This is a genomic window from Pseudomonas sp. RIT623 (assembly GCF_004519305.1).
In the GTDB taxonomy this organism is placed as follows: domain Bacteria; phylum Pseudomonadota; class Gammaproteobacteria; order Pseudomonadales; family Pseudomonadaceae; genus Aquipseudomonas.
In genome coordinates this window covers 169,007-191,091 of the sequence record NZ_SOZA01000005.1, presented here as the reverse complement: position 1 = coordinate 191,091, position 22,085 = coordinate 169,007, and the positions used below count along the sequence as shown (strand labels likewise).

25 protein-coding genes, 1 pseudogene and 1 riboswitch are annotated in these 22,085 nt (G+C 64.6%); of the genes and pseudogenes, 12 read left to right on the top strand and 14 right to left on the bottom strand.

Annotation, left to right across the window (positions count from 1 at the left end; translation table 11 throughout):
• Positions 1 to 16: 16 nt before the first annotated feature.
• The 3 genes from E3U47_RS06020 to E3U47_RS06010 form a co-directional block, all read right to left on the bottom strand.
• On the bottom strand, positions 17 to 886 hold the full coding sequence (locus E3U47_RS06020) for a MerR family transcriptional regulator (protein WP_256660228.1): 870 nt from the start codon (positions 884 to 886) through the stop codon (positions 17 to 19).
• Entirely contained in the window at positions 876 to 1,844 is a 969-nt protein-coding gene (locus E3U47_RS06015; RefSeq protein WP_134690084.1) for a DUF523 and DUF1722 domain-containing protein, read from the bottom strand. Before E3U47_RS06015 ends, E3U47_RS06020 begins: the two co-directional genes overlap by 11 nt.
• 107 nt (positions 1,845 to 1,951) lie before the next feature.
• A complete protein-coding gene (locus tag E3U47_RS06010; RefSeq protein ID WP_134690083.1) occupies positions 1,952 to 2,938 on the bottom strand; it encodes an NAD(P)/FAD-dependent oxidoreductase in 987 nt (328 codons plus the stop codon).
• A gap of 188 nt (positions 2,939 to 3,126) precedes the next feature.
• Between E3U47_RS06010 and E3U47_RS06005 the strand changes: the two genes are divergently transcribed.
• Positions 3,127 to 4,032 carry a TIGR01777 family oxidoreductase gene (locus E3U47_RS06005; protein WP_134690082.1) on the top strand — a complete coding sequence of 302 codons (906 nt, stop codon included), beginning with the start codon at positions 3,127 to 3,129 and terminating at the stop codon, positions 4,030 to 4,032.
• 13 nt (positions 4,033 to 4,045) lie between these two features.
• Positions 4,046 to 5,059 (top strand): ferrochelatase, encoded by a 1,014-nt coding sequence (hemH, locus tag E3U47_RS06000; RefSeq protein ID WP_134690081.1) that lies wholly within the window; start codon positions 4,046 to 4,048, stop codon positions 5,057 to 5,059.
• A gap of 122 nt (positions 5,060 to 5,181) precedes the next feature.
• Here the strand turns inward: hemH and E3U47_RS05995 are convergent, their stop codons facing one another.
• Together E3U47_RS05995 and upp are read right to left on the bottom strand one after the other, a co-directional pair.
• On the bottom strand, positions 5,182 to 6,456 hold the full coding sequence (locus E3U47_RS05995; protein WP_134690080.1) for a uracil-xanthine permease family protein: 1,275 nt from the start codon (positions 6,454 to 6,456) through the stop codon (positions 5,182 to 5,184).
• Between the two features lie 2 nt (positions 6,457 to 6,458).
• Positions 6,459 to 7,097: a uracil phosphoribosyltransferase gene (gene upp, locus E3U47_RS05990; protein WP_134690079.1), complete on the bottom strand. Its 639-nt coding sequence runs from the start codon at positions 7,095 to 7,097 to the stop codon at positions 6,459 to 6,461.
• Between the two features lie 165 nt (positions 7,098 to 7,262).
• On the opposite strand from upp, the gene E3U47_RS05985 reads away from it, so the two are divergent.
• From E3U47_RS05985 to E3U47_RS05970, 4 genes are all read left to right on the top strand, one after another.
• Positions 7,263 to 7,820 carry a hypoxanthine-guanine phosphoribosyltransferase gene (locus E3U47_RS05985; protein ID WP_134690078.1) on the top strand — a complete coding sequence of 186 codons (558 nt, stop codon included), beginning with the start codon at positions 7,263 to 7,265 and terminating at the stop codon, positions 7,818 to 7,820.
• A 2-nt stretch (positions 7,821 to 7,822) separates the two neighbouring features.
• The gene (locus E3U47_RS05980; RefSeq protein WP_134690077.1) at positions 7,823 to 8,296 is read left to right on the top strand and encodes a WbuC family cupin fold metalloprotein; all 474 of its coding nucleotides are present in this window, start codon (positions 7,823 to 7,825) and stop codon (positions 8,294 to 8,296) included.
• A 78-nt stretch (positions 8,297 to 8,374) separates the two neighbouring features.
• A complete protein-coding gene (locus E3U47_RS05975; protein WP_134690076.1) occupies positions 8,375 to 8,845 on the top strand; it encodes a hypothetical protein in 471 nt (156 codons plus the stop codon).
• A gap of 70 nt (positions 8,846 to 8,915) precedes the next feature.
• The gene (locus tag E3U47_RS05970) at positions 8,916 to 9,206 is read left to right on the top strand and encodes a PA4642 family protein (protein ID WP_134690075.1); all 291 of its coding nucleotides are present in this window, start codon (positions 8,916 to 8,918) and stop codon (positions 9,204 to 9,206) included.
• A 205-nt stretch (positions 9,207 to 9,411) separates the two neighbouring features.
• Here E3U47_RS05970 and mqo read toward each other — a convergent pair whose 3' ends face one another.
• Both mqo and E3U47_RS05960 read right to left on the bottom strand, forming a co-directional pair.
• On the bottom strand, positions 9,412 to 10,917 hold the full coding sequence (mqo, locus tag E3U47_RS05965) for a malate dehydrogenase (quinone) (protein ID WP_134690074.1): 1,506 nt from the start codon (positions 10,915 to 10,917) through the stop codon (positions 9,412 to 9,414).
• 605 nt (positions 10,918 to 11,522) lie between these two features.
• Positions 11,523 to 11,756, bottom strand: coding sequence for a hypothetical protein (locus E3U47_RS05960; protein WP_134690073.1), 234 nt, complete (start codon positions 11,754 to 11,756; stop codon positions 11,523 to 11,525).
• A 196-nt stretch (positions 11,757 to 11,952) separates the two neighbouring features.
• Here E3U47_RS05960 and E3U47_RS05955 point away from each other — a divergent pair, with 196 nt between their 5' ends.
• Entirely contained in the window at positions 11,953 to 12,537 is a 585-nt protein-coding gene (locus E3U47_RS05955; RefSeq protein ID WP_134690072.1) for a YajG family lipoprotein, read from the top strand.
• Positions 12,538 to 12,631: 94 nt separating this feature from the next.
• Here the strand turns inward: E3U47_RS05955 and E3U47_RS05950 are convergent, their stop codons facing one another.
• The gene (locus E3U47_RS05950) at positions 12,632 to 12,838 is read right to left on the bottom strand and encodes a hypothetical protein (protein ID WP_134690071.1); all 207 of its coding nucleotides are present in this window, start codon (positions 12,836 to 12,838) and stop codon (positions 12,632 to 12,634) included.
• A gap of 158 nt (positions 12,839 to 12,996) precedes the next feature.
• Between E3U47_RS05950 and E3U47_RS05945 the strand changes: the two genes are divergently transcribed.
• Entirely contained in the window at positions 12,997 to 13,257 is a 261-nt protein-coding gene (locus tag E3U47_RS05945; RefSeq protein ID WP_134690070.1) for a hypothetical protein, read from the top strand.
• A 67-nt stretch (positions 13,258 to 13,324) separates the two neighbouring features.
• Here the strand turns inward: E3U47_RS05945 and E3U47_RS05940 are convergent, their stop codons facing one another.
• Positions 13,325 to 14,491 (bottom strand): 1-acyl-sn-glycerol-3-phosphate acyltransferase, encoded by a 1,167-nt coding sequence (locus tag E3U47_RS05940; RefSeq protein WP_134690069.1) that lies wholly within the window; start codon positions 14,489 to 14,491, stop codon positions 13,325 to 13,327.
• 125 nt (positions 14,492 to 14,616) lie between these two features.
• Between E3U47_RS05940 and E3U47_RS05935 the strand changes: the two genes are divergently transcribed.
• From E3U47_RS05935 to E3U47_RS05925, 3 genes are read left to right on the top strand one after another with little or no spacing between them, the layout of a single operon-like run.
• A complete protein-coding gene (locus E3U47_RS05935; RefSeq protein WP_134690068.1) occupies positions 14,617 to 14,799 on the top strand; it encodes a CPXCG motif-containing cysteine-rich protein in 183 nt (60 codons plus the stop codon).
• The gene (locus tag E3U47_RS05930; protein ID WP_134690067.1) at positions 14,799 to 15,059 is read left to right on the top strand and encodes a putative signal transducing protein; all 261 of its coding nucleotides are present in this window, start codon (positions 14,799 to 14,801) and stop codon (positions 15,057 to 15,059) included. The genes E3U47_RS05935 and E3U47_RS05930 overlap by 1 nt, the downstream gene beginning before the upstream one ends.
• 15 nt (positions 15,060 to 15,074) lie before the next feature.
• Positions 15,075 to 15,695: an SOS response-associated peptidase gene (locus tag E3U47_RS05925; protein ID WP_134690066.1), complete on the top strand. Its 621-nt coding sequence runs from the start codon at positions 15,075 to 15,077 to the stop codon at positions 15,693 to 15,695.
• Between the two features lie 165 nt (positions 15,696 to 15,860).
• On the opposite strand, the gene E3U47_RS25435 is transcribed toward E3U47_RS05925, so the two are convergent.
• Both E3U47_RS25435 and E3U47_RS25430 read right to left on the bottom strand, forming a co-directional pair.
• A complete protein-coding gene (locus tag E3U47_RS25435) occupies positions 15,861 to 16,604 on the bottom strand; it encodes a methyl-accepting chemotaxis protein (RefSeq protein WP_372239484.1) in 744 nt (247 codons plus the stop codon).
• 111 nt (positions 16,605 to 16,715) lie between these two features.
• Positions 16,716 to 16,919 (bottom strand): annotated as a pseudogene (locus tag E3U47_RS25430) (HAMP domain-containing protein); the annotation flags it as partial.
• Between the two features lie 1,235 nt (positions 16,920 to 18,154).
• Here E3U47_RS25430 and E3U47_RS05915 point away from each other — a divergent pair.
• Entirely contained in the window at positions 18,155 to 18,970 is an 816-nt protein-coding gene (locus E3U47_RS05915; protein ID WP_134690064.1) for a M48 family metallopeptidase, read from the top strand.
• A 106-nt stretch (positions 18,971 to 19,076) separates the two neighbouring features.
• On the opposite strand, the gene E3U47_RS05910 is transcribed toward E3U47_RS05915, so the two are convergent.
• The 3 genes from E3U47_RS05910 to E3U47_RS05900 form a co-directional block, all read right to left on the bottom strand.
• Entirely contained in the window at positions 19,077 to 19,661 is a 585-nt protein-coding gene (locus E3U47_RS05910) for a TMEM165/GDT1 family protein (protein WP_177414205.1), read from the bottom strand.
• 91 nt (positions 19,662 to 19,752) lie between these two features.
• Positions 19,753 to 19,872: riboswitch (yybP-ykoY riboswitch) on the bottom strand.
• A 39-nt stretch (positions 19,873 to 19,911) separates the two neighbouring features.
• Positions 19,912 to 20,910 carry a class I SAM-dependent methyltransferase gene (locus E3U47_RS05905; protein WP_134690062.1) on the bottom strand — a complete coding sequence of 333 codons (999 nt, stop codon included), beginning with the start codon at positions 20,908 to 20,910 and terminating at the stop codon, positions 19,912 to 19,914.
• Between the two features lie 44 nt (positions 20,911 to 20,954).
• Entirely contained in the window at positions 20,955 to 21,920 is a 966-nt protein-coding gene (locus E3U47_RS05900) for a 2-hydroxyacid dehydrogenase (protein ID WP_134690061.1), read from the bottom strand.
• Positions 21,921 to 22,085: the final 165 nt, after the last annotated feature.

Below are 22,085 nucleotides of genomic sequence, written 5' to 3'. Positions count from 1 at the left end.
AGCGCCTTGTGAACGGTCATGATTGCTGGAGCGCGCGCAGCGCGGCCGCTGGTGTATCGAACAGCTGCAGGCCGGGCAGGGCCATGGCCTTGAGCGTGGTCTCATGGATAAGGACCGCGGCGCCACCCAGGAGCTTGGGGCCGGTGACGTCGTGCAAGGCACGGGTGAGCCCGGCCAGGTCCGGGTGGCGCCCCAGGTGCAGCACCAGGGCGCGGGGTTGCAATTGCTCGATGGCGTGGCGTAACTGGCGTGGTTCCACCGCCCACTCGAGGATCTCCAGTGCCTGGCCACTGCTGCTCAGCAGCCAGGCGCTGAGCCAGAACTCGGCAGCGAAGAGCGTATCGTCGGTGCGGGCAAGCAGTACGCAGGGCCCGGCCAGGGAGTGGTTGTCGTGGTACACCCTCGCGCCCAGCTTGCTGCGTAGCCAGGTATGGAAGAACACCTGCTCCAGGCGGGCATCGAAGTGGGTCTGCCAGCGCAGGTGCAAGGCATCGAGCAGGGGCAGGAGCAGGCGCTCGCAGACGGTCACCGCCGGATATAGCGCCATTGCCTGGTTCAGCAACTGGTCCAGCGGGCGTTGGGCCAGACGGGCGACGGCGTCGATCAGCTGTTCGATGCGCGCGCCCCATTCCCCCTGGATCGGCGCTGGCGCTTCGGCGGCATGGTCAAGCAGTTCGCGTACCTGGCTCACCGCAGCGCCGCGGTCCAGCCAGCGCAACACGTCCTGGACCCGCTGTACCTGGTCCTGTGGATAAAGCCGATGGCCCTTGGCCGTGCGCTGCGGCTTGATCAGCCCGTAGCGGCGTTCCCAGGCGCGCAGGGTGACGGGGTTGACCCCCGTCAGGCGGGCGACCTCGCCAATGGGCAACAGGGGGTCAGATGGCATTGCGCAGTCCCAGTTCGAGGGGGTGAGGTTGTAGGTAGACCTGTTGCAACAGGTACGGGTCAGGGTGCTTGCGCAGGTGGTGGCGCAGCAGGGTCAGAGGAACCACCAAGGGCACCACGCCCTGCTGGTACTGGCCGATGATCTGCTGCAGCTCCGCCTTGTCCGCCTGGCCAAGGTCGTTGCGCAGGTAGCCGCTCAGGTGCTGCAGCACATTGCCGTGGGTGCCGCGACTGGCGCAGCGGCGCAGGGCCTGCATCAGTTGGCTGAAGTAGCGCGGGCCGACCAGCTCCGGATCGTCGTCGCGGCGCAGGCTGCCGAGTAAACGGCCCAGGCGGCGGTAGGCTTCAGGGTTGTGGGCCATCAGCAGGTATTTGTAGCGCGAGTGGAAAGCGATCAGCGCGCCGCGGCTCAGGCCCTGGCCCAGCTGCTGCTGCCAGTCGGCGTAGGCGTAGACCCGGGCGATGAAGTTTTCCCGCAGGACCGGGTCGTGCAGGCGGCCTTCTTCCTCGACCGGTAGTTCCGGGCGGCGTGCGCAGAATGCCGCCGCGTAGGCGCCACGACCGCCCTGCTGGGCAGGGCGGCCGTCGTCCTGGTAGACCTTGACCCGTTCCAGGCCACAGGACGGCGATTTCTGCATGAAGATGTAGCCGCAGATGTCGTCGACTTCCTCGGCGATCTGCTCGGCGTAGGCGCGCAATGGCCCGGCCAGGTCGGTGCCGCCATTGCGCGTGCCGACCACGGCAGGGTGCTCGGGGGCGCCCACCAGACGAATCGGTTCGCGCGGGGTGCCCAGGCCGATCGCCACCTCCGGGCATAGCGCCACCCAGTCGAAGTGCTGGCCAAGCAGCTCGAGGCACAGGTTGGAGGCTTTGTGGCCGGCGTTGTAGCGCACCGGTTGGCCGGTCAGGCAGGCGCTGATGGCCAGGCGTGGCTTGTGGGCGAGCGAGGGCGCGTTCATCGCTGTCTCCGAAGTGACTTGTACAAATTGCACAGGTTGTACAAGTCAATTCCAGCACAAATGCAAACTTATACAAAGCAACTTTTTTGTATAAGTCTGCTGACGCGCTATTCCAGATGCGCCAACAGGCGCCTTGCCGCCTCCTGGCCGCTGAGCCACGCCCCTTCGACCCGACCGGACAGGCACCAGTCGCCACAGGCATACAGGCCCAGGTCGGCATCGGCCAGTGTGCCCCATTCGTGGTTGCCCGCCGGGCGTGCGTACAGCCAGCGGTGGGCGAGGGCGAACGTGGGGGCTGGCACCACGCAGCCGACCAGTTCGGCGAACTCGCCCCACAACTGTTCGATCACCTCTTCCTTGGGCAGGTCGATATGGTGCTTGCTCCAGCTGGAGGTGGCATGCAGCACCCAGGTATCGAGCTGTTCGTCACGCCCCGGCTTGCTGCGGTTGCGTGCCAGCCAGTCGAGTGGATTGTCCTGCACGAAGCAGCCTTGCATGGGGGTGTCGAGCGGGGTCTGAAAGCCCAGGGCGATGGCCCAGGTCGGTTCCATCTGCACGCCGGCGGCGACCGCGGCGAGCTTCGGCGCGGCGGCCAGCAGCGGTGTGGCCTGGGGGGCGGGCACGGCGATCACCACGCGGCTGAACGGCCCATGGCTGCATCCCTCGGTGTCCTGCAGGTGCCAGTATTGCTTGCCGCGAAACACTTCGGCGATACGGCAGCCGAAGTTGACCGTGACATCCTTGAGCAGGCCGCGGGTGATGGCGCTCATGCGCGGCACGCCGACCCAGCGCACCTGCTCGTCGGGGGATGGGGTCAGCTCGCCATCGCGGTAGTTGTACAGCTGGGGCTTCCACTGCGCCGCCCAGCCGGCGTCTACCCAGTGGTGCACCTGCTCGACGAAGCGCCGGTCGCGGGCGGTGAAGTACTGGGCGCCGAGATCCAGCGCGCCGGCATCGCTGCGCTTGCTGGCCATGCGGCCGCCGCTGCCATGGCCCTTGTCGAACAGGTGGACGGTCTGCCCGGCCTTTTGCAGGGCCTGGGCGGCGGACAGGCCGGCGATACCGGCACCGATGATGGCAATAGGTACTGTCATGATGGCCTCTTCGAACCTAGCTGTATGCAGCCTACGCTGCCAGGCAAACCTGTACAATGCACAATCTTTGTATAAGGTTATTCCGCTCGATTAGGACAGGTTGGCCTATGTTTATCCGAGAGCGTTCGGTCAAAAAAGTGCCTTGATCTTAAAAATAGACCACGGCCGCCAAGTGTGAGGACACAGCCATGCATATATTGCTGACCGGCGGTACCGGCCTGATCGGCCAACACCTCTGCCAGCTGTGGCAGGGACAGGGGCATCGCCTGAGCGTATGGAGCCGCCGCCCCGGGGAGGTGGCGAAAATCTGTGGCCGCGATGTTCGCGGGGTCGCCCGGCTTGAGGAAATCGCCAGCGATGACCGGGTGGATGCGGTGATCAACCTGGCCGGTGCGCCGATTGCCGACCGGCCCTGGACGGCGGCCCGACGCACCTTGTTGTGGGCCAGCCGGGTGACCCTGACCGAGCAGCTGCTGGCCTGGCTGGCAAGCCGCGAGCAACGGCCGCAGGTGTTGGTGTCGGGCTCTGCGGTGGGCTGGTATGGCGATGGCGGCGAACGTGAGCTGAGCGAAGCCTCGTCGCCGGTGAAGGAGGACTTCGCCAGCCAGCTGTGCATCGCCTGGGAAGAAACCGCGCAACGCGCCCAGGCCCTTGGCCTTCGTGTGGTGCTGGTGCGCACGGGGCTGGTGCTGGCCGCCGATGGCGGCTTTTTGTCGCGCCTGCGCCTGCCGTACAAACTGGGCCTGGGCGGGCCGTTGGGCGATGGTCGGCAGTGGATGCCATGGATCCATATAGACGACCAGATCGCCTTGATTGATTTTCTTGTGCAGCATAACGACGCCAGCGGTCCTTATAATGCCTGCGCGCCAGAGCCGGTGCGCAACCGCGCATTCGCCAAGTGCCTGGGCCGCGCCCTGCACCGTCCGGCGTTCATGCCGGTGCCGGCGTTGCTGCTCAAGGCCGGGCTCGGCGAGCTGTCGACGCTGTTGCTCGGTGGCCAGCGTGCCCGGCCGGTACGCTTGCTGGCGGCGGGCTTCACGTTCCGCTTCAACGATCTGCAATCGGCCCTGGACGACCTGTCCAGCCGCCTCTGACATAGGACGCTGCATGACCGATCATGCCCTGCTGCTGGTCAACCTGGGTTCGCCGGCTTCAACTTCGGTGGCCGATGTGCGCCGTTATCTCAACCAGTTCCTGATGGACCCATACGTGATCGACCTGCCCTGGCCGGTGCGTCGGCTGCTGGTGTCGCTGATCCTGATCAAGCGCCCGGAGCAATCGGCCCACGCCTACGCGTCGATCTGGTGGGACGAGGGCTCGCCGCTGGTGGTGCTGACCCGGCGCTTGCAACAGGCGATGACGGCCCACTGGCCCCATGGCCCAGTGGAAATCGCCATGCGCTATGGCCAGCCGGCGCTGCCCGAGGTGTTGGAGCGCCTGGCAGCCCAAGGCGTGCGCAAGGTGACCCTGGCGCCGCTTTATCCACAGTTCGCCGACAGCACGGTGACCACGGTGGTCGAGTTGGCCAGGCAGACCATCGCCGAACGCAAGCTGCCCCTGCAAACCCGCATCTTGCAGCCATTCTACGAGCACCCCGACTACATCGAGGCGTTGGCTGCCAGTGCCCGGCCCTACCTGGAGCAGGGCTACGATCACCTGCTGCTGAGCTTCCATGGCTTGCCCGAGCGGCACCTGAAGAAGCTCGACCCCACCGGCCAGCACGACTTCCAGGCCGCCGACTGCTGCAAGGACGCCAGCGCCGAGATGCGCGCGGTGTGCTATCGCGGCCAGTGCCTGGCCACGGCACGGGCGTTCGCGGTGAAGATGGGTATCCCCGAGGGCAAGTGGTCGGTGTCGTTCCAGTCGCGCCTGGGGCGGGCCAAATGGATCGAGCCCTATACCGAAACGCGGCTGGACGAGTTAGGCAAGGCTGGAGTGAAGAAGCTGCTGGTGATGTGCCCGGCGTTCGTTGCCGACTGCATCGAGACGCTGGAGGAGATCGGCATGCGCGGCAGCGAGCAGTTCATCGAGGCGGGCGGCAGGGAGTTGGTGCTGGTGCCGTGCTTGAATGAGCACCCGGAGTGGGTGAAGGCGTTGGCGGGGATGTGCGAGAAGGCCTGAGATTTGTATAGAGGGGCTGTTTTGCAGCCCTTTCGCGGCACAAGGCCGCTCCTACATCGTCTGTAGGAGCGGCCTTGTGCCGCGAAAGGGCCGCAAGGCGGCCCCAGGATGTCAAGAAAGACTCAAGGCAGCTGGTCATCCAGCTTCTTGTTCTTCCAGCCGTCGTTGCCCGGCAGGATCAGGTTCAGGGCAATGGCCACCACCGCGCACAGCGCGATGCCTTTCAGGCCCCAGTCATCCGGGCCGTCACCGCTGCCGATCAGCACGCCACCGATACCGAACACCAGGGTCACCGAGACGATCACCAGGTTGCGGGCCTCGGCCAGGTCGATCTTGTGGCGGATCATGGTGTTCATGCCCACCGCCGCGATCGAACCGAACAACAGGCACAGGATGCCGCCCATCACCGGTACCGGGATGCTCTGCAGCAGCGCGCCGAACTTGCCGATGAAGGCCAGGGTGATGGCAAAGATCGCCGCCCAGGTCATGATCTTCGGGTTGTAGTTCTTGGTCAGCATCACCGCGCCGGTCACTTCGGCGTAGGTGGTGTTGGGCGGCCCGCCGAACAGGCCGGCGGCTGTGGTCGCCAGGCCGTCGCCCAGCAAGGTGCGGTGCAGGCCCGGCTTCTTCAGGTAGTCGCGTCCGGTCACGCTGCCCACCGCGATCACTCCGCCGATATGCTCGATCGCCGGTGCCAGGGCGACCGGGACGATGAACAGGATGGCCTGCCAGTTGAACGCTGGCGCGGTGAAATTGGGCACCTCGAGCCAGGGCGCGGCGGCGATCTTGGCGGTATCGACCACGCCGAAGGCGAACGACAGGGCGAAGCCCACCAGCACGCCAGCGATGATCGGCACCAGGCGGAAGATACCCTTGCCGAACACGGCGACGATCAGCGTGGTCAGCAGCGCCGGCATGGAGATCAGCATGGCGGTCTTGTAGGGCATCAGCGCGGCGCCGTCGCCGCCCTTGCCCATCGCCATGTTGGCGGCGATCGGCGCCATGGCCAGGCCGATGGAGATGATCACCGGGCCGATCACCACCGGCGGCAACATGCGGTCGATGAAGCCGGTGCCCTTGATCTTCACCATCAGGCCCATGAAGGTGTACACGAACCCAGCAGCCATCACGCCGCCCATGGTCTCGGCCAGGCCGAACTGGCCCTTGGCAAGGATGATCGGGGTGATGAAGGCAAAGCTCGAGGCCAGGAATACCGGGACCTGACGGCCTGTGACCAGCTGGAACAGCAGGGTGCCGATACCGGCGGTGAACAGCGCCACGTTAGGGTCCAGGCCGGTGATCAGCGGCATCAGCACCAGCGCGCCGAATGCCACGAAGAGCATCTGCGCGCCCGAAACGACCTGGCGCCAGAGCGGGTCGTTGAAGCCGTCCTGCATGGTCAGGCGTCCTTCTGCTTGGTGCCGAAGATCTTGTCGCCGGCATCGCCCAGGCCTGGAACGATGTAGCCGTGTTCGTTAAGGCGCTGGTCGATCGAGGCGGTGTAGATCTGCACGTCCGGGTGGGCTTTTTCCACCACGGCGATACCTTCGGGGGCCGCGACCAGGACCATGGCGCGGATCTCCTTGCAGCCGGCTTTTTTCAGCAGGTCGATGGTGGCGACCATCGAGTTGCCGGTGGCCAGCATCGGGTCGATGATCAGGGCCAGGCGCTGGTTGATGTCCGGCGCGAGCTTTTCCAGGTAGGTGTGGGCTTCGAGGGTTTCCTCGTTGCGGGCGACACCGACGGCGCTGACCTTGGCGCCGGGCACCAGGCTGAGCACGCCGTCGAGCATGCCGATACCAGCGCGCAGGATCGGTACCACGGTAATCTTCTTGCCGGCGATCTTCTCGACTTGCACCTTGCCGCACCAGCCGTCGATCTCGTAGGTTTCGAGCGGCAGGTCCTGGGTGGCTTCATAGGTCAGTAGTGCACCGACTTCCTGGGCGAGTTCGCGAAAATTCTTGGTGCTGATATCGGCACGGCGCATCAGGCCGAGCTTGTGGCGGATCAGCGGATGGCGGATCTCACGAGTAGGCATAGGGGGAGGGCTCCGGGAGGCGGGCAAAAAAACCGCGCTAGATTAATCTATTCAGTCCTTGATGTCGTGCAGTCATTGTGCACGTTAGTCCATAAAGGCTTGATCTGAGACGAGCGGATGCGTACCTTTGCCCGCTTTTCCAAAATGCACCCCCTGGAGCGCGCCATGTCCGCCGATCTCGAGCATATCCGTCAAGTGATGCACGAGGCTGATTGCCTGTACAACGAAGCCGAGGTCGAGGTGGCCATCGCCGAGGTCGGCAAACGCATCTGCGTTGACCTGCACGACAAGAACCCGGTTGTGTTCTGCGTGATGAACGGTGGCCTGATCTTCGCCGGAAAGCTGTTGACCCACCTGCAGTTCCCGCTGGAAGTCTCGTACATCCATGCCACCCGCTACCGCAACCAGACCAGCGGTGGTGAGCTGTTCTGGAAGGCCAAGCCGGAAGTGTCGTTCATCGACCGTGACGTGCTGATCGTCGATGACATCCTCGACGAAGGCCACACCCTCAGCGCGATCATCGAGTTCTGCAAGCATGCCGGCGCCCGTGCGGTGCACACTGCCGTGCTGATCGACAAGGACCACGACCGCAAGGCCAGCCCGGACCTGAAAGCCAGCTACTTCGGCCTGTCCTGCGTGGACCGCTACATCTTCGGCTACGGCATGGACTACAAGGGCTACTGGCGCAACGCCAACGGCATCTTCGCCGTCAAGGGGTTGTGAGCATGCGCCAGCCCGCTTACCTCGATCAGTCGTTGTTCGCCGAGCTGGCGCAAAAAGCCACCGATAGTCCGCGTGGCCGGCATCACCACAATTTCCATGAAATGCACGAGCCTTGCCACCGCCTGGCGGTCGGCCTGCAACCGTCTACCTACATTGCGCCGCATCGGCACCTGAGCGACGACAAGGCCGAAGTGTTGGTCGTACTCAAGGGGCGCCTGGGGCTGTTGATCTTCGATGATCAGGGCGTGGTAATCGAAAAGCGTGTACTGCAGGCAGGCGGTGAGTGCCTGGGCGTCGACCTGACGCCAGGCACTTACCATGGCTTGGTGGTGCTCGAGCAGGATAGCGTGCTGTTCGAAGGCAAGGCCGGGCCCTATCGCCCGTTGGGCGAAGGCGAGCATGCCCACTGGGCCCCGCGCGAAGGGGAGCCCGAGGTTGCCGAGTACCACGCCTGGATGCGCGCGCAGTTTGACTGACCGTCTTTCGCGGCGGTGCGGGCTTGCCCCGTGATGAGGCCTGTGCGTAGAGTGCCTGCTCATGCCAAGGAGCCTCACATGCGTGCGATCGTCCCCCTGCTGCTGGCGGTGAGCCTGCCGTTGTCCGCCGCCCCGCTGCACAGCCAGTTTCTCCCGCCAGACGATCTTTCCCTGCGCCAGGAGGCACCGACCAGCCAGCAACTGCTGCAGGTCACCGACTACAGCGTGGTGGTCGGCACCCAGCGCCAGTCCGACCAGCAGCCGATCCCTATCACTGCTTCGTTGCAGATGCGCCTTAAAGGCAAGCCGCTGAGCAAGGGCGCGACCATTGGCCAGGTGCTGGTCAACTTCGATGGCGAGGGTGGCAAGAGCCTGAAGAAGCCGGTGTATGACGACAAAACCCGCACCCTGACCCTGAACTACCCGCTGGCCGATTACCGGGTGATCGTCGACCTGCTGCGCAACGAGACCCTCTACGTGCAGTTCCTCACCTATGCCAATGGTCATATCTGGGCCGACTTGCACACCGGTAGCGTACGTACGCGTTGAGGCTCGTCGCTGCGCGAGGGTAAACTGCCGGCCTTTGAAAATGCCCGTGATGGCCCAGTTGGAGTCGGCGATGCGTAAAGACAAGAAACAAGTGATTGGTGATGAGATCAGCGATGACTACATCAAGATCTTCCTGCAGTTCGAGCCGGCCGATGGCCTGACCTCGCCGTCGCATCACAAGCTGATCAAGGCCTATCGTGGCCTGCGTGTCGACGACTTCGAGCGCTATGTGGGCTTCTTCGTCGAGGCCGGTTACGACCTTGACGGCAAGGACGAGCATGGCAAGACCTTCGTCGAGGCCATCGCCGACCAGCGCAATGCGCCGGAGTATATCGAGATCATCGACAACGCCCGCGGCTGATTTCACCTTTCGGCTTCTCCTGTAGGAGCGGCCTTGTGCCGCGAAAGGGGCGCGAAGCGGCCCCAGATTTCAGCATTCCTGTAACATTGCCGGGGCTGCTTTGCAGCCCTTTCGCGACACAAGGCCGCTCCTACAAGAGGGAGGTCAGCCTGGCGAGACAGGCACAAAAAAACGCCCCGAAGGGCGTTTTTTCGTTTCAGCCGGATCAGGCGTAATGCTTGGCCGGGCTGCTCTCCACCAGTTCCAGCGCCACATCGTTGTCGGCGCTGATCTTGTGGTACAGGGCCGCGTCGGTGGCCAGGGTCTTCTCGCGTGCCGGGAAGATCTCCTTGAGCTTGGCGGCCCAGGCACCCTTGGCCTGCTCGGGGAAGCAGCGTTCGATCAGCTCGAGCATGATCGAAACGGTCACCGAAGCGCCTGGCGAGGCGCCGAGCAGTGCGGCCAGGCTGCCGTCCTGGGCCGAGACCAGCTCGGTGCCGAACTGCAGCACGCCGCCTTTCTTCGGGTCCTTCTTGATGATCTGCACGCGCTGGCCAGCCACTTCCAGGCGCCAGTCCTCGGCCTTGGCCTCGGGGTAGAAGCGGCGCAGGGATTCCAGGCGCTGTTCCATCGACTGCATCACTTCGCTGACCAGGTACTTGGTCAGGTCCATGTTGTCGCGGGCCACGGCCAGCATCGGGCCGATGTTGCCCATGCGCACCGAAAGCGGCAGGTCCATGAACGAGCCGTGCTTGAGGAACTTGGTGGTAAAGCCGGCGTAAGGTCCGAACAGCAGCGATTTCTTGCCATCGACCACGCGGGTGTCCAGGTGCGGTACCGACATCGGCGGCGCGCCAACGGCGGCTTGGCTGTAGACCTTGGCCTGGTGTTGCTTGACGATTTCCGGGTTGTCGCAACGCAGCCACTGGCCGCTGACCGGGAAACCACCGAAGCCTTTGCTTTCCGGGATGCCGGACAGCTGCAGCAGTGGCAGGGCGGCGCCACCGGCACCCAGGAAGACGAAGCGGGCGTCGACTTCACGGCTGCCGCCGCTGTTGACGTCCTTGATGCTCACGGTCCAGCCGCTGCCGTTGCGGCGCAGGCCGACGACCTTCTTGCTGTATTTGACCTGTGTGTCCGGCGTGTCGCCGAGCAGCTTGAGCAGCTTGTTGGTCAGGGCGCCGAAGTTGACGTCGGTGCCCTTGAGCACGCGGGTGGCGGCGATGTGCTGGTCGGCCGGACGGCCTGGCATCATCAGCGGCATCCAGTCGTTCATCACGGCCTTGTCTTCGGTGTATTCCATCTCGGCGAAGGCGTGGTGCTGCTTGAGCATCTCGAAACGTTTCTTGAGGAAGGAAACGCCCTTGTCACCCTCGACGTAGCTCAGGTGCGGCACCGGGTTGATGAACGCGCGCGCCGAGCCGAAGCTGCCCTTCTTGCTCAGGTACGCCCAGAACTGGCGGGAAACCTCGAACTGGGTGTTGATGTGCACGGCCTTCTTGATGTCGATGCTGCCATCGGCGGCCTGCGGGGTATAGTTCAGCTCGCACAGGCCGGCATGGCCGGTACCGGCGTTGTTCCAGGGGTTGGAACTCTCCGCGGCCCCGGAGTCCATCGCCTCGACGACCTCCAGTTTGAGGGTCGGGTCGAGCTCCTTGAGCAGTACGGCCAGGGTGGCACTCATGATGCCCGCGCCTACCAGTACCACATCAACCGATTCGTTCTGCGCCATTAACGCGTCTCCACAATCTACAGCACCTAATTGACAGCATAGGATCCCTGGGGTGGCCAGGATCGCCATGTCCGACTCTTCGCAGTTCTTGCAACTTCCGCGGACACCGCCAATCAGTCTTGGGTGTTCAGGTATTGAACCCCGTTTGCCGCAGGTGCGGCAATTCGACTTATGGTCAAGTGAACCGTCGTGCGTTATGGACCGGCCTCAGGCTCCCATCCAGGATGAGCGCTTTTGCCGTCTGTTCAGGGCTGTTCGGGACACATCTGCCGCTTTTACACATGCCAGACTGTTCATTTGCTCGCCACACTCTCGTGAAGTTGTGAAAAACCGTTTTTTCACGCTCTTTTGGAGTCGTGAACCTCAAAAGTGGACTGCGCGATGGCAACCCGCAGGTTCATGCGAAGCGGAAGGCCGGGAACAGCAGGCACGACAGCCAATGCAAGACCTGAGTGGAAGGCTCTCTGTGGGCGAAGCGTCGAGGGTGCCGGGGTCAAGCGGCGAATGCGGGGCCCGATCAGGAGACGTCCTTATAATCGGGGGGAGATTATAACGATGTCGCGGGCGGAAAGGGCGTACTTGTTGGGTTTTTATTGCAGCGTTTATCAGGCTGACAGGGTGCGTCGCTGCCAATGCTGCATTGCGCGGGCGCAAACCCGGGCGCTGCTCGGTAGCGGGCGACCGAGCCAGGCCAGTTGCGCCTCGTGCACCTGCACCCAGGCGCCGTTGCCCGGCGCTGTAGTGCACTGCTTGAAACCGAGGCAGGTGCCATCGCTGTCGAGGCGGGCGTAAGTGGCGTGGCGCGGGCGGTGCAAGAGCAGGGTCCAGAGCGAGGCCATGATGGTCAGTCCTGTGTGTGAGGGCTGACGCGAGGATAACCGCAGGGGCATGAAACGATTGTGACAGAAGGGCGGTTGCAAGCTACAAGCGGCAACCGCCAAGGAAAAGCGCAAGTGCTTTTGCTTGCAGCTTGCCGCTGGAAGCTTGCCGCTAGGTATACTGTGGGCCTTTGCCGCTTTTTCTGGAGAAACGCGCATGTTGCAACGTCTGTTGGTCGGTTTGTTCGCGGTGGCCAGCCTGAGCCTGGCCGGTTGTGCCCACAGCCCGCAACAACTCAGCCCGCAACCCAAGCTCACCCAGCAGTTGGCCCCGGTCGGGCATGGCCAGCCGGTGGTGGTCAAGGTGGTCGATGGGCGTGCTTCGCAGTCGCTGGGCACCCGCGGTGGCATGTACCCCGAGACCAGCACCATCACCGTCAATGGCAATGACGTGGTGCCCAAGCTGCAGGCCCAGGCCGAAGCCGCGGTGCGCCTGCTCGGCTTCACCCCGACGCCCAACGCCGCTAGCGCCCCGCAGCTGACCGTGACCCTGGCCGAGCTCAAGTACCAGTCGCCCAAGGACAAGATGTACGTGACCGAGGCGACCATCGGCGCCACCTTCCGTGCCGATGTGTCCAACGCGAACCGTCGCTACAGCGGCCGTTACGGTGCGTCGCTGGACCAGCGTTTCGGCATGGCGCCGAACCAGGAGACCAACACCAAGCTGGTGAGCGATGTGCTCAGCGATGCCCTGACCCGGCTGTTCAAGGACCCGACCGTCGGTCAGGTACTGGGCGAGTAAGGCTTTTGCGCTAAAGAAAACCCGCTGCCTGGGCTCAGGCAGCGGGTTTTTTATTGTGGCGCGGATAATTCGGCAATTTGTAGTCGCAGCAGGCTCAGGCGGCCAGTACGGTGAAATCCAGCAGGCTGATCCCGGTGTGCGGATCGATTTCCGGCAGGTCGTCGTGGGCATGCCCGCCGAGGGCGCAATAGACCAGCCACTGGCGATCCTGGACATTGATGGCGAAGCCATCGATCAGCGCCTGCTGTTCGTCGCTCTGGGCGACGAGGTAGAGGCGGTCCTGGTTTTCGGCGTGCAGCATGACAAGCTCCGGTCAGTTGAAGGCCGACAGGGTGGCCTGTCTTGATGACGAGCGTGTGACAGATGAAATTAAATGACAGCTGGTCGCAAAGTCGCGGTGACGGGCTGGGCCTTGGGTAGAATGCCCGGCTTTGCCGCACGTGATACCGAGGTCGCGCAATGTCGTTGCAAATGCTCTGGGGCTTCTTGGCCGCCCATCCGGCCAAATTGATCAACTTGCTGGCCCTGATCATCACTTGCCCAGGCGGGTTGTTGCTGCACAGTGCCCGACGCCGCGAGGCGGTGGTCCGTGCAGGCCTGGCGGTGGAAGACGGCATGGTGGATGCCTTCGAGCAGCGCGTGCCGCGCTACTTCTACATCCTTGGCTTCTCGTGCCTGGCGATGGCCTTGCTGTTGTCCTGGTTCAGCACCTGGGTCTGAAGGCTGCCGGTGCTGGCCTGTGGGCGCGGGCTTGTCCCGCACCCACGAGGTGCCTTCACGTACCTGGTCAGGCGGATGCCGGCTGGCGCTTGACCTGATACTGGTTGCGTACCGGCGTCGCATACTGCTGCACCAGGTACGGCTGGTGTTCCACTGGGCAAGCGTCCAGGCGCCGTTGCCATTCTTCCTTGGCCTTGGCCAGTTCATCGGCGGAGAACATCTTCTCCGCGCTCGGCACATCCAGGGCTGGGTCTTGCTCTGCCCACATCGCATACGCCAGGTAATGCACCGGGAACAGCCGGTAGCCGCCGAGAATCTGGCGGTCGATGGCCTGTGCCAGTTGCTTGGTGTCCTCGTGGTACTCGGTCACCGGTGGCGCGAAGTTGATGTGCACCCGGCCTTTGTAGCCGGTGATGCCCTGGGCGATGCTGTTGTCGTCCTCGCCCGGGGCCTTGGTGTAGCTGCCGGTGGTGGCGCGGATGTATAGCTCGCGGGCCTTGGCTTGGTCACAGGGGTCGTATTCGTAGCTGATCGACACTGGCGTCAGGTTAAGGCTCTGGACCACCGCGCCGAATGGCTCGTCCTTGCGGCTCATGTGGAACATCTTGAGGATAGCCGAATCGGTACGGTCGTCACCGTCCTTGGCGCGGCCTTCGGCCTGGGCAATCCAGATCGACACGCAATCGTGGCGGATCGAGTGGTTGATATAGGCCGACAGCAACTGGTAGGCGGCCAGCTTCTCGCGGCGGCCGCTGATCGAGCGGTGGACGATGAAGCTCTTGTTCAGGCGCATCATGTCGCTGACGAACGGCTTTTGCAGCAGGTTGTCGCCGATGGCGATGCGCGGCGTCGGCAGGCCTGCGTGGTACACCGCGTAGTTGACGAACGCCGGGTCCATCACGATGTCGCGGTGGTTGGCCAGGAACAGATAGGCGGTACCGGCCTTGAGCTGCTCGACGCCGGTGTAGGTCACGCCGTCGGTGGCGCGGTCGATGGTGCGGTCGACGTAGTACTCGACCTTGTCCTGCAGGGTGGAGACGCAGGTAACCCCGGCGAACTCCTGGCGCAGACGTCGGGCGATCAGCGGTTTGAGCAGCCAGCCGAAGGCGCCCGCCGCGCGCGGGAAGCGGAAGTGGGTGAGGATATCGAGGAATGCCGGGTCGCTGAGCAGCCGTGCCAGAACGGCAGGGACCTCAGCGTCGTCGTACGGTCGGATGGCATCGAATTCGCCCATCATGCTCTCTTGTTGGAAACGGCTAGGGTAATAAGGTAGGGGCGGGCTCCGAAAAACGGCTCGGACACACACAGGCCCTGTAAACAGACCGGCAATTATACGCACAAGTCACCCCGGAGGCCGCGATGCTGGAAACTGCGATCTACGATTGCCCCTATTGTGGCGAGCGAATCGAAACCACGGTGGACCTGTCCGGGGGCGATCAGGAGTACATCGAGGACTGTCAGGTGTGCTGCAAGCCTATCCGCTTCGTGCTGCAGGTGCATGGCCAGGAGTGGATGCTGGATGTCTACGGTGAGAACGACTGATGCAACGGATCTATGAGCCGGAAAGCCTGCTGGAGGCGCAGATGTTGATGGGCATGCTGGCCAGCGAGGGTATCGCGGCGCACCTGGTCGGGCGTGATCTGATGGGCGCCATGGGCGAGCTGCCGATCCAGGGCTTGCTGGGCCTGGCGGTGGCCGATGAGCAGGCCGAATACGCACGACAGTTGATCGATGCGTACAATGCTGCCCAGCCACTTGCCGGCGACGAACCGGAGAGTTATCCCGGAACCCTGATCTGCTAGGTTTTGAATTCGCCCATGTGTGGACGCTACGCCCTGTTTCGCTGGTCCCAGGCCTTTGCCGGGCTGCCCGGTTTCCCGGTGGGCCAGCAGGCCCAATGGAACATCTCGCCCGGTGCCTCGGTGCTGATCCAGCGCCAGCTCGACGGCCAGTTGCAGCTGGCCAGCGCCCGCTGGGGGTTGACCCCAGCGTGGTTGACCGACCTGTCCCGCACCCCCGCCCAGGCCCGCGCCGAAACCGTCGCCGAACAACCTATGTTCCGCGAGCCACTGCGCCAGCGGCGCTGCCTGATGCCAGCCAATGGTTTTTACGAATGGCGGGGCACGGCGCGCAAGCGCCCGTACTGGGTGACGCCGGGGGAGGGCGCGTCGCTGTTCTTCGCGGCATTGTGGGAAGTCTATCCGGTGCAGGAGCAGGCCTGGCTGAGCTGCGCGGTGGTGACCCAGGCGGCGATGAACCAGCGTCGGCCGCTGATCCTGGACGAGGCCGAGCAGGCGCTGTGGCTGGATCCTGAAACACCGATGGCGAGATTGCACGAGTTGTTGGCCAAGCCGCCGTCGGCCTTGCGCGAGCGGGCGCTGGCGTATTTCGTCAACGACCCGCAGCTCAATGGGCCGGAGTGCCTGACGCCTGCCTAGACGACGGACGCTACCCCTGTAGGAGCGGCCTTATGCCGCGAAAGGGCCGCATGGCGGCCCCGGCGATCTTTGCGTCAACGCTCAAACCCTGGAGCCGCTTCGCGCCCCTTTCCGGCCGGTCCGACGCCTCGGCAAGGCCGCTCCTACAGGGGCGCGTGTGCAGGTCTACACCCTGAACTGATTGATCAAGCGCCGCTGCTGCTCCGCCAGCTTGGTCAGCTCGGCGCTGGCCTGGCTCGACTCGTCGGCGCCGCCGGCGACCTCGCCGGCCACCTGGCCGATGTTGATCACATTGCGGTTGATGTCCTCGGCCACGGCGCTCTGCTCTTCGGCGGCGCTGGCGATCTGGGTGTTCATGTCGTTGATCACCGACACCGCCTGGGTGATGCTCTCCAGCGCCTCGGCGGCGCGGCTGGCCTGCAGCACGCTGTCGTCGGTCTTGCCCTGGCTATCCTCCATCACCTTGACCACTTCGCGGGTGCCTTGCTGCAACTGCTGGATCATCTGCTGGATTTCTTCGGTGGCCTGCTGGGTCTTCTGCGCCAGGTTGCGTACCTCATCGGCGACCACGGCGAAGCCGCGGCCCTGTTCTCCGGCGCGGGCTGCTTCGATGGCGGCGTTGAGCGCCAGCAGGTTGGTCTGCTCGGCAATGGCGCGGATGGCCACCAGGATGGCGTTGATGTTCTCGCTGTCGCGGGCCAGGTCCTGGACCACGGTCACCGCCCGGCCGATCTCGCTGGCCAGGGCGCTGATGGCGCTGGAGGTATCGCGGACGATGTCCAGGCCCTGGTTGGCCGCGCGGTCGGCCTCGCTGGCGGCCTGGGCCGCCTGGGTGGCGTTGCGCGCCACATCCTGGGCCGTGGCGGTCATCTCATGCACGGCGGTGGCCACCTGGTCGATCTCGGCCATTTGCTTGTGCACGCCCTGGTTGGTGCGGATGGCGATGTCGGCGGTATGCTCGGACGAGTCGCTGACTTTCTGCACCGAGCTGACCACCTGGCTGATCATCGCCTGCAGCTTGGCCAGGAAGGTGTTGAAGCCGCTGGCGATGGCGCCCAGTTCGTCGGCGCGGTCGCTTTGCAGGCGGCGGGTCAGGTCGCCCTCGCCCTGGGCGATGTCGTCGAGCATGGCGACCATCTGCTTGAGCGGGCGGGCGATGCCCAGGGCCAGCAGCCAGATTACCAGCAGGCCGACGGCGGCGATGGCCAGGCCGACCAGGGTCATGCCGGTGATATCGGTGCGGCGTTGGTCAGCCAGATCCTGCTGCAACTGATTGACGTCGGCCATGACCGTGCTCAGCGGCAGCTCCAGCAACAGGGTCCAGCGCGCATCGGTGCTGGCGACCTTGAAGGGCAGGTACAGTTCGATGCGGTCCTTGCTGGCGTCCACTTCGTAGTGCAGTTGCTCGCCGCTCAGGGTGTTGAGGGTGGCGGCTTCCTCGCTGTCCAGCACGTCGCTGGCCTTCTCGCCGAACTTGGCCGGGTCGCGGGTGTAGGCCACCAGGCGACCGTTGCTCGAGACCAGGGCCAGCTCGCCGGCGCCGTCGTACAGCTGGCGATCTGCGGTGTTGAGCAGGTCCTGGATGAAGTTCACCGACAGGTCGGCGCCGGCCATGCCCTGGAATTGGCCGTCGATCATGATCGGTTCGACGAACGAGGCGAGCATGACCATCTTGTCGCCCACCTTGTAGGGAGCGGGGTCGATCACGCAGGCTTTTTTCGACTCTTTCGGGCACAGGTAGTACTCACTGGCGCGCACGCCGGTGGCCAGCACCGTGCGGTCGTCGACATCGGCCAGCTTGTCCTGGCCGAGGCTGCCGTCGGCGTTGCGGAACCACCAGGGCAGGAAGCGCCCGCTGGCGCTGTCGATGCCCACCAGGTTGCTGCCGACGTAGCGCGCATCGGCGTGGTCGAGGGCGTTCGGTTCCCAGCCCAGGTAGGCGCCGAGCACGCTCGGATTGGCCTGCACGGTGCGCTTGAGCTGGTTGATCAGGTGTTCGCGGTCGACGCGCATCAGTGGCTGGCCATCGGCCCCCTGCATGCCGATCATCGCGTTGCCGGTGGCCAGGCCGCGGGCGATCGCCAGCGGCGCTTCCAGGCCGCGCTGGATCTCGCTGACCTGGGTGCGGGCCAGAGCCGCCAGGCGCTGCTCGATGACGTTCTCGAACTGCTGCTGGGTACGTTGTTGCACCAGTGCCTGGGTTCGTTGCCCGGCATACACCGCGTACAGCACCAGTGCCGCGACAATGCTCAGCACGATGGCACCGGCCAGGGCGGCCACGGAAAACTGGATCGACTTGAACTTCATGGCAAAGCTCCGCGCGCAAGGAGGTCGTTATCCAGGGTTATCGGCGGGCTAATACCAAAGCATGAGGCGACGGCGAGAAATCTTCCCTGCGGCTCTGGCAGGGGCGGGCGACTGGGCCTAGGATACGCGGCACGTAAAAAGGGAGTGTTTTCATGCGTAAGTCATTCGTTGTCAGCCTGCTGACTGCCGGTGTCCTGCTGGGCGGCTGCCAGGCGGTCAATACCACCAGTGGTGGTGCCGTGGGCGTTCAGCGCCAGCAGTACATGTTCAGCATGCTGTCGACCGACGAGGTCAACCAGATGTACGCCCAGTCGTACCAGCAGACCCTCGGCGAAGCGTCGAGCAAGGGCGTGCTGGACAAGAGCAGCAACGACGCCAAGCGCGTGCAGGCCATCGCCAAGCGCCTGATCGCCCAGGCGCCACAGTTCCGGCCGGATGCCGCGCAGTGGAACTGGGAGGTCAATGTGATCAAGAGCGATGAGCTCAACGCCAACTGCGGCCCGGGTGGCAAGATCATCGTCTACACCGGCCTGATCGATCAGTTGCAACTGACCGACGCCGAGATCGCCGCCGTGGTCGGCCACGAGATCGCCCACGCCCTGCGCGAGCACAGCCGTGAAGCCATGTCCAAGGCCTACGGCGTGCAAATGGCCCGTCAGGGCGCTGGTGCCATCTTCGGCCTGGGCCAGGACAGCATGGCCATGGCCGACACAGTGGTGAACTACGCCATGACCCTGCCCAACAGCCGCGCCAACGAGAACGAGGCCGACCTGATCGGCCTGGAGCTGTCGGCTCGCGCCGGCTACGACCCGAACGCCGCGATTACCCTGTGGAACAAGATGAGCAAGGCGTCCGAAGGCGCGCCGCCCGAGTTCATGAGCACCCACCCGGCCTCGAGCAGCCGTATCGCCTCGTTGCAGGCGGCGATTCCTAAGGTGATGCCGCTGTATCAAGCCGCCAAGAAGTAATTCACCGGGCCCCCTGTAGGAGCCGGCTTGCCGGCGAACACCGGCAAAGCCGGTGCTAGGCACCGCGCTGTCTGGTTCGCCAGCAAGGCTGGCTCCTACAGGGTCTTCAGCCTATCCAGCCACTGGTCTTCATCGCCGAATACACCGCGACCACGGCCAGCACGAAGAACGCGGTCGCCGCCAGGCGACGGATCAGCGTCAGCGGCAGTTTTTCCGCCGCGAAGTTGCCAGCCAGCACCACCGGCACGTTGGCGATCAGCATGCCCAGCGTCGTGCCGATGATCACCATGATCAGGTGCGGGTACTGCGCCGCCAGCATCACCGTGGCCACCTGGGTCTTGTCACCGATCTCCGCCAGGAAGAACGCGATCAGCGTGGTCACGAACGGCCCGAAGCGGCGCGCGTTGCTGGTTTCGTCATCGTCCATCTTGTCTGGCACCAGGGTCCACAGCGCGGTGGCGGTGAAGCTCGCGGCGAGGATCCAGTGCAGTACCGACTCGGTGAAGAAGCTGCTGACCCAGGCGCCGACCGCGCCAGCGGCGGCATGGTTGGCCAACGTCGCGGCGACGATCCCGGCAATGATCGGCCAGGGCTTGCGAAAGCGAGCGGCAAGGATGAGCGCGAGCAATTGCGTCTTGTCGCCGATTTCGGCAAGCGCGACGATCGCGGTAGGGACGAGCAATGATTCCAGCATCAGGATTCCTACGGGGGCGGGTCGACACGGCTATGACACGTACGACCTCCCCGCCCCGGGTAAGGTGTGCGTGTCATAGGTCTTGTCAAACCCTGGACCTGTCTGCGCAGATCGTGGGTCGCACGCGCCATGGCCTGTGGGCCAAGTGTGTTGACGCGTGCCGGGCGAGCAGGGTGCTCGCGGGAGACTACTCCCCTAGGACGGAGCGGATTCTGCCTAGGCGAATCGCTTTCGGCAAGCCCTGTTTTTATCCATGTGTTGCGCGGTAGATGCGAAAACCTTGTGCTTCGGCACGGATCTCACAGTTGCCCAGGGCGCCTTCGATGAGCGGCTGGTAACGAAGGAAGCTGTTGGCTACCAAGCGGATTTCACCGCCTTTTCGCAGATGTTCCCTGGATTTTTTCAGCAGGTTTTCCGAGGCGTGATAGTCGGTATGTACACCGGTATGGAACGGCGGATTGCTCAGGATTACATCCAGGTCGCTGGGGGCCGCATCGATCCCGTCACCGCTGATCACCTCGCCTTCCAGACCATTGGCGGCCAGGGTCAGGCGACTGGCCGCGACCGCGAAGGCGTCGACATCGAGCAAGGTGACCTGGCTTTGCGGATAGCGACGCTTGATCGTGGCCCCGAGCACCCCGGCACCACAGCCGAAGTCCAGGACATGGCCGCTCGGCAGGCCGTCGAGGTGCTCCAGGAGCAGGGCGGTGCCCTTGTCCAGGCGCCCGTGGCTGAACACGCCGGGCAGGCTGATCACCTGCAGAGGGCCATCTTCGAGCGGCAGTTCGAAGCGTTCGGCCAGGCTTTCCAGAGGCTTGGCTTCGGGCGCGTTGTCCACGGTCACCTGCCATAGTTGGCAGTGGCGGGCGCTGTCGAGCTTGCGCGGCCGGCCGAAGGCCTGCAATTGCTTGGCCGCGCCCTCGACGCCACCGCGTTTCTCCCCCACCAGGTACAGCGTGCGCCCGGCAAGGCGCGAGGCCAGGGCGTTGAGCAGGTAGGCCGCCAGCTCGCGTGACTTGGGCAGGAACAGCACGGCGGCGTCGAAGGCTACCTCGGGCACTTCGACACCGTAGTGGCTGCGCCCGGCGAAGCGGCTCTCGAGCACGGCCTGGTCGCCGGCATGCCAGGTCCAGCCGTGGGCCCCTGGCAACTGGCCGAGCAGGCCATCGGCCTGGGCGCCGGCGACCAGCAGCGGGCCTTGGAACAGCTCTGCCTGGCGGAGCAACACTTCACTGCGCGGGTCCATGGACGACGCCTCCTGAAAAAGTGGCGCAGTGTACCAGAGGCGGGTCAGCCGACCACGCGCCGCGGATGCCCGGCGAAGTAGGCCTGGGCGTTCTCGGCCAGCTGGCCGACGATGCGCTGGCGCGACTCCACCGCGCCCCAGGCACTGTGCGGGGTGATGATCAGGCGGGGGATATCCGCCGCCAGCAGCGGGTTGCCGTTGACCGGCGGTTCGACGCTTAGCACATCGCTGGCGGCGCCCCCCAGGTGGCCGCTGCGCAGGGTGTCGGCCAGGGCCTGTTCGTCGATCAACCCGCCGCGGGCGGTGTTGACCACCAGCGCGCCGGGCTTGAGCAGCGCCAGCTCGCGGGCACCGATCATGTGCCGGGTCTGCTCGTTTAGCGGGCAGTGCAGGGTCAGGGCATCGACCTGTGGCAGCAATTCGTGCAGTGGCAGGCGATCGGCCCGGGGTGGCCGGCCGGGGATCTGCCCGCTCAGCACGCGCATGCCGAAGGCCTCGGCCAGGCGCGCCACCGCGCCGCCCAGTTCGCCATGGCCGAGCAGGCCGAGGGTCTTGCCCTCCAATTCGACAATAGGGAAATCCAGCAGACAGAACTGGCTGGCCTTGGCCCATTGCCCGGCCTTCACCGCCTGGTCGTAGTCGCACAGGCGCGTGGCCAGGGCCAGCAGCAGGGCCAGGGTGTGCTGGGCCACCGATGGCGTGCCGTAGCCCTGGCAGTTGCTCACGGTGATGCCCTGGGCTCGGGCGGCGGCCAGGTCGACATTGTTGGTGCCGGTGGCGGCCACCAGGATCAGCTTGAGTTGCGGGTTGGCGGCCAGCGTGGCGGCATCGAGCATCACTTTGTTGCTGATGACGGCCACGGCACCTTGCAGGCGTTCGGCGACCTGCTCCGGGCGGGTCGTGGCATGCAGTTGCAACGTGTCGAACTGGGCATGCAAGGGCGAAAGGTCGAGGTCACCCAGGTCCAGTGACTGGTGATCGAGAAACACGGCGCGACGTGGGCTGGACATCAGGGGCTCCGGTGGCAGGGCAGGATGGGGTCGGCGCAGTGTCCGGCCCGGCGCCGCCGCTCGTCAACGGTAGCGCCTGCGCTCATACCTGCACGGCACAAATCATTCCTTCGGCTGATTTGACCGGTGCGTCACCGAACTACAGTTGATCTCTGAACTGTCCTG